This is a genomic window from Schaalia dentiphila ATCC 17982, from assembly GCF_000154225.1.
Classification (GTDB): Bacteria; Actinomycetota; Actinomycetes; order Actinomycetales; family Actinomycetaceae; genus Pauljensenia; species Pauljensenia dentiphila.
This window is the reverse complement of record NZ_DS264586.1, coordinates 1036343-1048911: the sequence shown is the minus strand read 5'-3', so window position 1 is coordinate 1048911 and position 12569 is coordinate 1036343. Positions and strand designations below refer to the sequence as shown.

At 67.2% G+C, this 12569-nt stretch carries 11 protein-coding genes; 6 read left to right on the top strand and 5 right to left on the bottom strand.

Features of this window, described 5'->3' with window-relative positions:
- Positions 1–96: 96 nt before the first annotated feature.
- The 4 genes from ACTODO_RS04450 to topA are packed head-to-tail and all read right to left on the bottom strand — an operon-like array spanning position 97 to position 6496.
- Entirely contained in the window at positions 97–1713 is a 1617-nt protein-coding gene (locus ACTODO_RS04450) for an alpha/beta hydrolase (RefSeq protein ID WP_003791887.1), read from the bottom strand.
- 36 nt (positions 1714–1749) lie between these two features.
- Positions 1750–2943, bottom strand: a complete 1194-nt coding sequence (locus ACTODO_RS04445; protein ID WP_003791886.1) for a DNA polymerase III subunit delta' — start codon at positions 2941–2943, stop codon at positions 1750–1752.
- Positions 2940–3752: a dTMP kinase gene (tmk, locus tag ACTODO_RS04440; protein WP_003791884.1), complete on the bottom strand. Its 813-nt coding sequence runs from the start codon at positions 3750–3752 to the stop codon at positions 2940–2942. The genes ACTODO_RS04445 and tmk overlap by 4 nt, the downstream gene beginning before the upstream one ends.
- A complete protein-coding gene (gene topA / locus ACTODO_RS04435; protein WP_003791882.1) occupies positions 3752–6496 on the bottom strand; it encodes a type I DNA topoisomerase in 2745 nt (914 codons plus the stop codon). Before topA ends, tmk begins: the two co-directional genes overlap by 1 nt.
- A 317-nt stretch (positions 6497–6813) precedes the next feature.
- Between topA and ACTODO_RS04430 the strand changes: the two genes are divergently transcribed.
- The 4 genes from ACTODO_RS04430 to ACTODO_RS04415 all read left to right on the top strand — a co-directional run bounded on the left by ACTODO_RS04430 (position 6814) and on the right by ACTODO_RS04415 (position 10988).
- On the top strand, positions 6814–7839 hold the full coding sequence (locus ACTODO_RS04430) for a DUF1266 domain-containing protein (RefSeq protein WP_034512060.1): 1026 nt from the start codon (positions 6814–6816) through the stop codon (positions 7837–7839).
- 196 nt (positions 7840–8035) lie between these two features.
- The gene (locus ACTODO_RS04425; RefSeq protein WP_003791877.1) at positions 8036–8464 is read left to right on the top strand and encodes a YjdF family protein; all 429 of its coding nucleotides are present in this window, start codon (positions 8036–8038) and stop codon (positions 8462–8464) included.
- 85 nt (positions 8465–8549) lie between these two features.
- Positions 8550–8882: a DsrE family protein gene (locus ACTODO_RS04420; protein WP_003791875.1), complete on the top strand. Its 333-nt coding sequence runs from the start codon at positions 8550–8552 to the stop codon at positions 8880–8882.
- Between the two features lie 396 nt (positions 8883–9278).
- Positions 9279–10988, top strand: a complete 1710-nt coding sequence (locus ACTODO_RS04415) for an ATP-binding cassette domain-containing protein (RefSeq protein WP_003791873.1) — start codon at positions 9279–9281, stop codon at positions 10986–10988.
- Here the strand turns inward: ACTODO_RS04415 and ACTODO_RS10875 are convergent.
- Positions 10942–11118: a hypothetical protein gene (locus ACTODO_RS10875; RefSeq protein WP_165478145.1), complete on the bottom strand. Its 177-nt coding sequence runs from the start codon at positions 11116–11118 to the stop codon at positions 10942–10944. The two genes, ACTODO_RS04415 and ACTODO_RS10875, sit on opposite strands and share 47 nt — an antisense overlap.
- 260 nt (positions 11119–11378) lie before the next feature.
- On the opposite strand from ACTODO_RS10875, the gene ACTODO_RS04405 reads away from it, so the two are divergent.
- Entirely contained in the window at positions 11379–11804 is a 426-nt protein-coding gene (locus tag ACTODO_RS04405) for a YjdF family protein (RefSeq protein WP_003791871.1), read from the top strand.
- 494 nt (positions 11805–12298) lie between these two features.
- On the top strand, positions 12299–12568 hold the full coding sequence (locus ACTODO_RS04400; protein WP_003791869.1) for a type II toxin-antitoxin system Phd/YefM family antitoxin: 270 nt from the start codon (positions 12299–12301) through the stop codon (positions 12566–12568).
- The last annotated feature ends 1 nt before the right edge of the window (position 12569 follow it).

Below are 12569 nucleotides of genomic sequence, written 5' to 3'. Positions count from 1 at the left end.
TTTCCGGGGCGTGCAGGCAACGGCACAACTCTACTGGACGAATCGCGCCGAACGCAAACCAGGACACCCCACAGCAGGATGTCGTGAGTCACGTCCCTACTGGCACATGAGGCCGTCGGTGGGCACGATTCCCTTCACGAAGTAGTCTTCGACGGCACGCGTGACGCACTGGTTGGCGCCGCGGCGGTAGGCGGTGTGGTTCCAGCCTTCGACGGTGACGAGGACGCCGCTGGCGAGCTGTCCCGACAGGCCCTGTGCCATCGAGTAGGGGGTCGCCGGGTCGTGGGTCGTGCCGATGACGACGATGGGATCGGCTCCCTGTGCGGTGATGCGCGAGCGGGGCGCGTGCTTCGTGGGCCAGCCCTCAAGGCTTGCCGACGGGTAGCCGACGTACTTGCCGAGGATCGGCAGTTCGTCCTTGAGTGTCTCCACCTGTGCGGCCCACTGCTCGATGGTGCCTTCGGGCGAGTAGTCGAGGTTGTTGATCGCGTTGATCGCGTCAAAGGAATTGTCCTGGTAGGTGCCGTCGGGGTTGCGCGAGTTCAGCGTGTCAGCGATGGCGAGCAGACCACTGCCGTCGTTCTTCTGCCACGCCATCCCGAAGGCCTGGGTGAGCTGAGGCCACCACTGCGTGTTGTACATGGCACCGGTCAGGGCGGTGACTGCAAGGTTTTCGGTGAGCGGACGGTTCGGGTCGTTCGTGCGCATCGGGTTGTCCTCAAGGGAATCGAGGAACGAGCGCACGGTCTCGATGCCTTCCTGGAGGTTGCGTCCCATCGGGCAGGTGGCCTGGGTGGCGCAGTCGGAGATCCAGTGCTGGAGTGAGGCGTCGAGGCCTCGCATCTGGAGGGCGGAGACCTCGTTGACGCTAAGCGTGGGGTCCAAGGCGCCGTCGAGGACGAAGCGGCCGACACGCTCAGGGAAGAGGCCCGCGTAGGTGGCGCCGAGGAAGGTGCCGTAGGAGTATCCGAGGAGGTTGAGCTTCTCCTGACCGAGGACCGCGCGCACCATGTCGAAGTCACGGGCAGCGCTCACGGTGTCGATGTGCTCGTACAGGGTGCCAGAGTGTTCGCGGCACCCCGCGGCGACCTCTTGGGCATCCTCACGGGCCGAGGCGACCGCGGACTGCGGGGACTCGTCGCCGGGGGTGCCGTCCTCGTCCTCTCCGGCGTTACGCTCGTCGCGCTCGGCGTCGGTCGTGCAGAACACGGGGGTCGAGTCGCCGACGCCACGCGGGTCGAGGGCCACGATGTCGTAGGCGTTGACCACGGCCTCGCCGATTCCCTGCGTCGCGTAGTACGGCAGGGAGGAGACGACGGCGCCGCCGGGGCCACCCGGGTTGATGAATAGGGCAGGAGCTTCCTTCGCTCCGGAGCGGTGGATCGCGAGCGCGAGCGTGATCTGGTCTCCGTCGGGGTTCTCCCAGTCCAGCGGCGCCTTCAGGAAGGCGCACTGGTACTCGCTGGCGTCCGAGGAGTTCACGCCCTGGAACGTGTCGAAGGTGCCGTCAGCGCACACGCCCCACTCGATCGCCTGATCGTAGTAGGCCTGCACGGACCCCGCGGACACGGGGATCGGCGCGGACGTGGCCGAGGCCGTCGTCGAGGGGGCCGGTCCCCTGCGTTGGGTTCCGTAGTAGCCGACGACGGTCAGGACGATCGCGACGACGGCGAGGACTGCGACGGCGCAGGCCGCAATGGAGCGTGTCTTCATGGCCCCGATTGTAACGGAGAAACGCCGGGTCAGTTTTCAGGCTTGGGGGCGCAGCGAAATCGCCATGTCTTCCAGGACCAGCAGGGGGTTGCCGTTTGACACGAGGCGCTTGCGCGCGGTCTCGATGTGGTCGACTCGCGCGAGTGTCTGACGGGGCGTGGAGTCCAGCGCGATCTGGTGTACCAGGTCGGACAGATCCGTGTTGATGAGTTCGCCATCCCCGCCCACCTGGACCATGAGGACGTCGCGGTAGATCGCGAGCAGGTCGATGAGGGCGCGGTCAATCGCGTCGGTGAGGGCACGCTTGGAGCGGCGCTTTTGGTCCTCCTCGAGCTGGCGGATCATCGTGCGCGAGGCCTTGGTGGCGCTCTCGCCCTCGTCCATGCCCAGCTGTCGCATCAGTTCGGCCTTTTCGCGGGCATTTCGTTCGCTGACCTGCGCGTCGGCTTGGGCTTTCGCGGTCTCGAGGAGGCGGTCGGCTGCCATGACGGCCTCGCCGACGCTGCGCACCGAGGCGGGCGCGGTGATGATGGCTCGGCGGCGTTCGCGCATCTGGGGATCGCGAGCGAGCGCTCGGGCCAGGCCGATGTGCGACTGGGCGGCACGCGCGGCCTCCAGGGCGACATCGGGGGTGGCGACGCCTTCGCGCACGAGCAGGTCTGCGACCGCACTGGCGGTGGGGATACGCAGGCCGAGGTGGCGGCAGCGCGAGCGGATCGTGGCGATCATGTCCTCGGGGCTGGGGGCGCACAGCAGCCACACGGTGTGCTCGGGCGGCTCCTCTATGGCCTTGAGCAGGGCGTTCGCGCCGGATTCGCCCAGGCGGTCCGCGTCCTCGACGACGATGACGCGCCACAGCCCCTGGGAGGGCGAGGACTGGGCCTGCAGCACGAGGGAACGCGCGGTCTCCACGTTAATGATCGAGGTCTCGGTGGCCGCGAAGACGACGTCGGCGTTCGTGCGGCCCATCGTCGTGCGACATCCCGCGCACTGACCACACCCCACGGTCTCGCCCGTGCACTGCAGGGCGGCCGCGAAGGCGCGGGCTGCGACGGAGCGGCCCGACCCGGGAGGGCCGGTGATGAGCCAGGCGTGGCTCATAGAACGCGCGTCGTCGGAGGCCCGTGCGCCGCCTCGGGAGGCGACGATAGCGCGGGCGGACACCGCGGCCTCGCCGAGCTTAGCGACCGCCGCGTCCTGTCCGACGAGCGAGGACCAGACACTCATCATTCATCCCAGAGCGCGCCCTGGGATTCGCCCAGGGCTCCCACCATGGTGGCGGGCTTGCGGGCGCTGCCCTTGTCCGTGCTCTTTTCGCGCGGCTTGTCTGCGGCCTCGGCGGATGCGGGAAGCTCTGAAGAGGCCGGGGCCTCCTGCGCGGACAGGGGGGCATCGTCGGCCTCGTCGATCGTGACGGAACCCCCCTCAAAGCGTTCGACGAGGACGCCGCGAATCTCGGAGAACACCTCGTCGACCGTGCCCACCGCGTCGATGACGACGATGCGGTCGGGCTCGGCGTCCGCAAGGCGCAGGTACTCGTGGCGCACGCGCTCGTGAAAGTCCATGGACTCGCGCTCCATGCGGTCCGGGGCGTCGGTGCGGCGGCGCGCGCCGACCTCCGGGGGCAGGTCCAGGAGGAAGGTCAGGGACGGGTAGAGGCCGCGGGTCGCCCAGGCGGACAGAGACCCGATCTCGTCAACGCCGAGGGAGCGGGCCGCGCCCTGATAGGCCAGGGAGGAGTCGATGTAGCGGTCCGCCAGCACGACCGCACCGCGCTCGAGGGCGGGGGCAATAACCGTGGCGACGTGGTAGGCGCGGTCGGCGGCGTACAGGAGGGCCTCCGTGCGCGCGTCCACGTCCTCGGGACCGTTTTGCACGAGGCGTCGGATCTCTGTGCCCAGCTCGGTGCCGCCCGGCTCGCGGGTGACGATGACCTCGCGGCCCCGGCTCTCGAACCAGTCGCGCACCGACTGGATCTGCGTGGACTTCCCCGAGCCGTCGCCACCCTCGAAGGTGATGAACACTCCTCGCGCTGCCATCAGCTGTCCTTCTTCGTCGCGGCCTTCTTGGTGGCCGTCTTCTTCGCGGTGGTCTTCTTCGCGGTGGTCTTCTTGGTCGTCGTCTTCTTCGCGGCCGTCTTGCGCGTGCGCTTGGGGGCGGGGCCCTTGGCGCGCTTATCGGCGAGGAGCTCGTAGGCGCGCTCGGCCGTCAGATCCTCCACCGTCTCGGCGCGCGGCACCGTCACGTTGGTCTCGCCGTCCGTCACGTAGGGGCCGAAGCGGCCATCCTTGACGGTGACCTTCTTGCCCGAGATCGGATCCTCGCCGAACTCGCGCAGCGGCGGGCGGGCTGTGCCGCGGCCGCGGGTCTTGGGCTGGGCGTAGATGGCCAGGGCCTCGTCCAGGGTGATGGTCAGCAGCTGGTCCTCGGAGGCCAGTGTGCGCGAGTCCGTGCCCTTCTTCAGGTAGGGGCCGTAGCGGCCATTCTGCGCGGTGATGACCTCGCCCGAGGCCGGGTCCGTGCCCACCTCGCGCGGCAGGGACAGCAGCGCCAGGGCATCCTCAAGGGTGACGGTGGCGATGTCCATGGTCTTGAACAGCGAGGCGGTGCGAGGCTTGGCGGCCGCCTTCTTCGTCTTCTTCGCGCCTTCCTCGCCGCCCTCGGCTGCCTCGGGCAGGACCTCGGTGACGTAGGGGCCGTAGCGGCCGTCCTTGACGATGATCGTGTGACCGGTCGCGGGGTCAACGCCCAGCTCGCGGCCGTCGTCGGCGGCGCGGGAGAAGAGCTGGTCCACCAGCTCATCCGTCAGTTCGTCGGGAGCGACCTCCGGCGGCACGTTCGCGCGCGTCCCGTCGGCCTTTTCCATGTAGGGGCCGTAGCGTCCCACGCGCAGTGTCACGCCGCGGCCCAGGTCGATCGAGTTGACGGCGCGCGCGTCGATGTCGTCACCCAGGGAGGCGACGTCGTGGCGCAGACCGCCGTTCTCGCCCGTGCCGTCGGGGCCGAAGAAGAAGCTGGTCAGGAACTCTGTGCCGTTCTCCTCGCCCGCGGCGATACGGTCCAGGTCGCCCTCCATCGAGGCCGTGAAGTCGTAGTCGACCAGGTTCGCCAGGTTCTCCTCGAGCAGGCGCGTTACGGAGAACGCCAGCCACGTGGGCACCAGGTACTGGCCGCGGTGCGTCACGTATCCGCGGTCACCGATCGTCTGGATGGTAGCCGCGTAGGTGGAGGGACGGCCGATGCCGAGCTCCTCCATGGTCTTGACCAGCGTGGCCTCCGTGTAGCGGCCCGGGGGCTGGGTCTCGTGGCCGTCGGGGGTGGCCTCGGTCAGCGTCGCGGGATCACCCTCGGCGACGTCCGGCAGGGTCTTCTCCGCGTCGTTCTTTTCCGCGTCGTAACGCCCCTGGTCACGGCCCTCCTGGTAGGCCAGGCGGAAGCCCGGGGAGGTGATGACCGTGCCCGAGGCCGAGGACAGCACGTCGTGGCGCTTACCGTCAACCTCGATGCCGGTGAGCACGCGGATCGTCGCCGTGTAGCCGAGGGCGTCAGCCATCTGCGAGGCAACCGTGCGCTTCCAAATCAGGTCGTACAGGGCCAGCTGCTGCTTCGACAGGGAACCGGCCACCTCGCCCGGCGTGCGGAAATGATCGCCGGCGGGACGGATCGCCTCGTGCGCCTCCTGTGCACCCTTCGAGGTGGTGCCGTACAGGCGCGGAGACTCGGCCACGGCCTCGGCCCCATATAGCTGGGTGGCCTGCTCGCGGGCGGCGTGGATCGCCTGGCTGGACAGCGCCGTGGAGTCGGTACGCATGTAGGTGATGTAACCGGACTCGTACAGGGACTGGGCGGTGCGCATCGTCGAGGACGCGTTCCAGTGCAGCTTGCGCGAGGCCTCCTGCTGGAGGGTCGACGTCGTGAAGGGGGCGGCCGGGCGGCGACGGTAGGGCTTGCGGGTCACCGAGTCGATGACCGAGGCCGGGGCGTCGGACAGCGCCTGCGCGTACGCGCGGGCCGTGGCCTCGTCCAGGTGGAGGACGCCGGCCTTGAGCGCCTTCGCGCTCAGCTCGCCCTTCTCACTGAAGTCGGAACCGGTCGCGATCGAATGGCCATCCACGGAGGAGACGCGCGCGCCGAAGGCCTGGCCTGCCGACGTGAACGCCGTGTCGATCGACCAGTACTGGGCGCTCACGTGCGCCATGCGCTCACGTTCCCTGGCGACCACGAGGCGCGTGGCCACCGACTGCACGCGGCCGGCGGACAGGGACGGGCGGATCTTGCGCCACAGGAGGGGCGAGACCTCGTAGCCATAGAGGCGGTCAAGGATACGGCGGGTCTCCTGCGCGTCCACGAGGGCCGTATCCAGGTCGCGCGTGTTCTCCAGCGCGCGCTGGATCGCTTCCTTCGTGATTTCGTGGAACACCATGCGGCGCACGGGAACCTTCGGCTTCAAGACCTGCAGGAGGTGCCACGCGATGGCCTCGCCCTCGCGGTCCTCATCAGTTGCCAGATAAAGTTCGTCGCACTCCTTGAGGAGCTTCTTGAGTTCGGTGACCTTTTTCTTCTTGTCCGGGTTCACCACGTAGTACGGCGCGAAACCGTCATCCACGTTGACGGCGAAGCGGCCGAAGGGCCCCTTCTTCATGTCCTTGGGCAGCTCGGAGGGCTGCGGGAGGTCGCGGATGTGGCCGATGGAGGCGGTCACGTGGTAGTCGGGACCCAGGTATCCCTCGATGGTGGCTGCCTTCGCAGGAGACTCCACGATCACGAGCTTCGTCGCTGACATTGCCGGTCCCTTCCGTCGCTTCCCCAGTATTTGTAGCACCCTCGCTCGCGGTTCACCCAGCGAGGCATCTGGGATGGACCTTACCGCGTCCCACCCACATCTGGGTACCGGGAGCGCTTCCGCGCGTCTCACGCCGCTCGGGTTTGACATTCACGAGGCCGTGGCGGATTCTCGCGCGCGGGCGCGCCCGGGCGACGCATCGGGGGGCGCACGCGACGATACCTATTAAATAGGGGGAAGCCCCAGCCTCGTCCCCTGTCTCACGCACGAGCGCCCCTGAATTGTGTGATCTGCTTTCCATCGGGCACAATCAGTCTGTGCTCCAGAATTTCCTCTCCGACATTCCGTTCCCGATCTGGTTCGCGATCGGCTGCGTCATCGTTGTCCTCGCGGCGCAGAAGTTCAAGCAGGCTGCTGCCCGCTCAAAGGGCGCCGTCCCCGCGCCGCGCGACGTGCGCAAGGCAGGCAAGGAAGGCGAGTGGAACAAGCTCAACGAGCACCACACCCCGAAGCTGCGTGGCAAGCGCGAGGACATGGCCACCGATCCGCAGGCTCGCCTGCTGGCCCCGGCCATGGTGTACTCGCTGTGCAACGACGAGGTCGTTAACCAGCTGAAGCTGTCGGATCCCGCCGGAATGAAGGGCATGCTCGACCGCGACTGGGGTATCACCAACCGCGAGAGCCTGATCCGCCAGATTTATTCGCTGCTGCGCGCCGGACACCGCGAGGATTTCGCTGCCCTGCGCGAGCGCTGCGCGAGGCCCAGCTGGGCGGACACCGAGATCGCCCGCCTGAGTAAAACCGCCGACTCGTCAATGGAGGACTGGGAGCGCCGCTGGCGCATCCGTCGTTTCCTGGACAATGACCGCGGCATCCAGTCCCTGGATTTCGCCGCGTGGGACCTCATTCGTGCCGCGAATCTGACGCGCGCGGGCGCCGGCCTCGGATGGCTGAGCGAGGACGAGGCCTGGGACACTCTCGCGATCATCAACCGGGCTCTGCAGTTCTCCTACTCCTCGTGGGAGGAGACGTGGGAGGCTTTCCGCATCACCCGCTGGCTGTGGGCCGCTGAGGGCGACGCGCAGACCGCGAACAACGATCTACACGACCGCAATCGCGGCGAGTTCCTCGTCGGCAAGAACGGCCTGTGGACCGCGATCCCGTGGAACGCCCCCTACCCCGCCCCGCACTTCATCCTCCTCGACGCGCTACGCGAGATGGGCGCTCTGCACCTGCTGTCCTCCAGCAACTGGGAGGACGCCTCCGCGTGGGAGAAGGACCTCGATGCACAGGCCCGCACCCGCGCCCCCATGTCCATCGGCGGCAAGGCGATCGTCAACTAACGCACGCTCACCCCTCGTCCGTATTCTCCTGCGGCCACGAAGTGCCAGATCTGGGGAAACCAGACGTACAATGAAGCGTCAGTCCTGGTACGCGAATCGCACGGTCCAGTAGGAAGTCTGGACGATGCCCCACATCCGTCGCTGCCCAACGCAGAATCCGGCGTCATCAGGTCCACTTTGGTGCACCTGGAGACACATGATGAAGACGGAGTCCACACTGTATTTCGACGGCCGCTTTTGGGTGGTCGTCATCGAGCGCCACGAGGCGGGCCGCGTCCGGGCGATTCGGATCGTGTTTGGCACACAGCCCTCGGACGCGGAACTGTATGAGTTTTTCCTCGCCCACGCCAACGCGCTCACACGCCGGCTCGATGAGGCAGCCGTTGTTTCTGCCGACGCCGAGCGCCGCACCAAGCGCCCCAATCCCAAGCGCGCGCAGCGCGAAGCGTCCCGCCTCGCCCACCGGGGGCGCCCATCAACCGCTTCGCAAGCGGCGATCCACGCAGACCGCGAGCGCTCGGCGCAGCGCCGAGCCGCGGACGCCAAGCAGAAGAAACGGGAGGCGACAGATGCCAAGTACCGACTCGAACGTGAGAAGGCAAAAGCACGACACCGGGGTCACTAGCGGCCGTCCATCGCCGCGTGGTAGCCTTCCCCCGTACCCCGACGGGACTCCACTCGCGCCAGTCATTCCCACGGAAGACAGCACTATGAGCTACGACTACATTCTTCACGTTTCTGACGTCGCCCGCTGGCCCGCGGCGCTGTCGAACCTCGGCAACCTCACGCAACTCGGCCTGGCTCACGGGATCGTCGTCATCGTGAACGGCACTGGAGTCTACGCGCTCCAGGGCGCGAACGACTGGACTGCGCAGATGGAGGCGGCGGCCCGCGCTGGCGTGGACTTCTTCGCCTGCGCCAGGTCGCTGGCCAACCACGAGTTCGTCGAAGGCACGCTGCCCGAGTGGCTGGGGCAAGTGCCCGCCGCCATCCCCGCGATCCGCGAGTGGACGAAGGACGGGGCCACATACATCAAGCCGTGAAGGCTCGAAATCCCAGGATTCTCCAGGCTTCCTTCGCCCATTCCCCAAGGTTGGCATCCTACAGTAACTGTTGTCAGACAAGAGGGAGGCGGGAATCCCGCACAGACCACCGAAGGAGCCAGGTAACGCCACCAACAGCGCGGTGATAACGCGGGAGCACTCGCCCAACCAGACGAAGGAGTCATGTGGAAGTAGTTCACTGATGTTCACGGGGCGGGGAGGAGGCTTGAGCCTCCTCCCCGCCCTTCCCAGTGCAAACACCCATGACGACTCCCCGGGAGACGGCGGCTTCGCGGCCTCCCGACGGACTCCGCCCCACGAATGAGCCGTTCCCGGTACAATGGGCCCATGGACTCCTGACATAGCGCCCCTCGTCCCTCCTCCCCCAGGTGTGTTATGTCTACGATTGTCTTTTCCCGCGTCTTCTTTTCCTATGGCGCTACGCCCGTTCTCGGCAACGTCTCCTTCACGTGTGGGCCCACCGACCGCCTCGTCGTCGTCGGCCCGAACGGGATCGGCAAGTCAACGCTGCTGGCCCTCGCAGCGGGCCGACTCCAGCCGGACTCCGGAACAATCGCCGGCCCAACACTCTCCGCGACCCAGCTAGTTCCCCCAATTCTTCGGCCCGCGGCCACGCGGTCAGCACCGGGAGTCCCTCTGGCGTCCCGCCCTCCGCTCGCGGGGGACAGGGAGTCCCGCACCGTCGCACAGCTCATCGATGCCGCCACGTCGGACACCCGTGGACTGGCGGCGCGCTTCGACGCCCTCACCGAGCGCCTCGCCCGGGGCGCCTCCCCGCGCGACGAGGCGGAGTACGACCGCGTCCTGGCGGCGATGACCGCGCGGGACGCGTGGACCATCGATACGCGCCTCGAGCAGACCCTGGAGGCCCTCGGCCTGGGCGGCGTCGACCGCTCCCGTGCCCTCGCGTCCCTCTCCCCTGGGCAGCGCGCACGCCTGCGCCTAGCCCTCGTCCTCGTTGAGCGCCCGAACGCCCTCATCCTGGACGAGCCGACGAACCACCTGGACGCCGATGGGCGAGAGTACCTAACGCGTGCGATCGATGACTGGCAGGGGCCGGTGCTCATGACAAGCCACGACCGGGCCTTCATTGAGCGCACGGCAACGGCACTGCTCGACCTGGATCCGACGCCGTGGCGGGCGCTGGCGGTCGCCGAGGGAGAGCCCGCGTGCTTCGGGGCGTACAGGGTGGGCGGATCCTACTCGGATTACCTGCGCGACAAGGCAGCCACGCGCTCGCGGCACGTCGCCATCTACGCGGAGCAGCAGGCAATGAAACGTCGACTCGCTGCCCACAAGCGGGATTCGGCGGTGGTGGGGCATGCGCGCTTCAAGCCCCGCACCGAGACGAGGATGGCGCAGAAGTACTACGCCGACCGCGCCCAGGCCACCTCGACGCGGCGCATCAACGACGACTCCAGGAGGCTGTCGGTTCTCGCGGCACGCGAAGTCCCCAAGCCCCGCTACGACGAGTCGGCGTTCTCCTTCCCCCACGCCAGCGGGACCACCACGGGCGGGACGCCACCACACCCACACGCAATGGGTATCGCCCTGGCCGTCCGCGGCGCGTCGGTGGAGGGACGCCTCGCGCCGACCTCCTTCGAGGCGTGCTACGGCGAGCACCTCCTCGTCGCGGGGCCCAACGGGTCGGGCAAGACCACCCTGCTGGAGTGGATCGCACGCGGGGCCCCCAGCGGGGCGCACGGAAGCATCGACGCCACCCCCGGGGTCGTCCTCGTGCCCCAGGTGCTCCCGCGGCCCGGCGACCCCCTAATCCCCGAGGACGCGTGGCACCTGGGCATCGGGGAAGCCGGGAAGGGATTCGTTCCCCCGGCGGCGTGGAACCGGCCGCTCGGTGAGCTCTCCGCGGGAAACCAACGCAGGGCACAGCTAGCGTTCGCGGCGCGGGCCGACGCTCAGATCCTCGTGATCGACGAGCCCACGAACTACCTGGACCTGAACGCCCTGGAGTCCCTCGAGGAGGCCCTGCGGCGGTGGACGGGAACCCTGGTTATCTCAACGCACGACGAGTGGCTGATCACCCGCTGGTGGGGACGCCTCCATCGGCTCGACGAGAGACGATAGCGCTGAGGGCAGCGCTCGCTTCGCGCGCGAGGTCAGTCGGAGCATCAGGCAGCGCGTCGAGCGCCCGCAGCGCCTTGGCGAGCTCGCTCGATCCCTTCATCTTGGGGCGCAGCTCATCAGGCACGCTCACCCTCATGCCATAGTCGCCCGCGAGCACCACCAGGGCCTTGACCAAACTGTTGGAGTCCGCACCCCCGCCCCCATGTCCATCGGCGGCAAGCCGATCGTCCAGTAGCAACACCCTGGAACACGGGACGTATAATGAGTCGTCAGTCCTGATACGCGAACCGCACAGTCCAGTAGGAAGTCTGGGCGATGCCTCGCATCCGTCGCTGCCCCGAGCAGAATCCAGCGTCATCGGGTCCACCCTGGTGTACCTGGAGACGAGTAATGAAGACGGAGTCCACACTATATTTCGATGGTCAGTTCTGGGTCGGTGTCATTGAGCGCCACGAGGCCGACCGTGTTCGCGCCGTTAGAATCGTGTTCGGCGCGCAGCCCTCAGACGCGGAGTTCTACGAGTTCCTTCTCGCTCACGCTAACGCTCTCCTGTGCGGCCTCGACGAGGCCGCTTGGGCTTCCGATATGGCCCAACGCCAGGCGACGCACGACAACCCCAAGCGCGCACAGCGCCAAGCGTCCCGCCTCGCCCGCTGTGCGCTTCCTTCCACTGCATCACAGGCAGCGATTCAAGCAGAACGCAAACGCATGGCACGAGAACGAGCTTCCACGACCAAGCAGAAGAAACGTGAGAAAGCTGAAGAGAAACGCCGCATCGCCCGCCTGAAAGCGAAAGCTCGCCACCGCGGCCACTAAGGACTGCGCATTAGCCCCTCGACACGCACGTAAACCGCATGACCTGCGCGTGGGCGGCGTTGCCCACGCGCACATCATCGGGCCCACGCGCACATCATCGGGCCCACGCGCACATCATCGGGCCCACGCGCACATCATCGGGCCCACGTGCACATCATCGGGCCCACGTGCGGTCGCGTACGAACGCAGCAATAAAGTGGATAGGAAACCACGAACTGGATAGCTTACGACGTTTTGGATAGGAAAATAACCTATCCAGATCAGCAGTTCATATCCAGATCAGCAGTTCCTATCCAGATCAGCAGTTCCTATCCAGAACGCGCAGCCCGCTCCCTCCCTGGTGAAGGACGCCGCGATACAGGCCCCGCGCCAGCACTCCCGCAGTAACTGGCCCCCGCACGGAGGCAGTACTCCCGCACATCACCAGCAGACTGGAGACACACACACTCACATCCTGTACAATGTTCTGTACATAGGCGAGCAGAGGAGCACCCATGAAGATCATGACCTACACCGAGTCGCGCGCACGCTACGCCGAGGTCCTCGACCAGGTCGTCAACGACCGCGAGGAAATCGTCATCACCCGCCAGGGCCACGAGAGCGTCGTCATCATGGCCCTCGACGAGTACGAGTCCCTCATGGAGACCGTCTACCTCATGCAGTCCCCCGCGAACGCCCGCCACCTGCGCGAATCGATCGCACAGCTGCGACACGGCAACCTCGAAGAGCACGATCTCATCGACATCCCTGATGAGGAGAACTAAC

Bases quoted from the DNA above. Each gene is read 5' to 3' on its own strand.
- ACTODO_RS04425 (WP_003791877.1), top strand. From the start codon at position 8,036: ATGATGAAGACGGAGTCCACACTGTATTTCGACGGCCGCTTTTGGGTG.
- ACTODO_RS04450 (WP_003791887.1), bottom strand. From the start codon at position 1,713: ATGAAGACACGCTCCATTGCGGCCTGCGCCGTCGCAGTCCTCGCCGTC.
- ACTODO_RS04405 (WP_003791871.1), top strand. From the start codon at position 11,379: ATGAAGACGGAGTCCACACTATATTTCGATGGTCAGTTCTGGGTCGGT.
- topA (WP_003791882.1), bottom strand. From the start codon at position 6,496: ATGTCAGCGACGAAGCTCGTGATCGTGGAGTCTCCTGCGAAGGCAGCC.
- ACTODO_RS04420 (WP_003791875.1), top strand. From the start codon at position 8,550: ATGAGCTACGACTACATTCTTCACGTTTCTGACGTCGCCCGCTGGCCC.
- tmk (WP_003791884.1), bottom strand. From the start codon at position 3,752: ATGGCAGCGCGAGGAGTGTTCATCACCTTCGAGGGTGGCGACGGCTCG.
- ACTODO_RS04445 (WP_003791886.1), bottom strand. From the start codon at position 2,943: ATGATGAGTGTCTGGTCCTCGCTCGTCGGACAGGACGCGGCGGTCGCT.
- ACTODO_RS04400 (WP_003791869.1), top strand. From the start codon at position 12,299: ATGAAGATCATGACCTACACCGAGTCGCGCGCACGCTACGCCGAGGTC.
- ACTODO_RS04415 (WP_003791873.1), top strand. From the start codon at position 9,279: ATGTCTACGATTGTCTTTTCCCGCGTCTTCTTTTCCTATGGCGCTACG.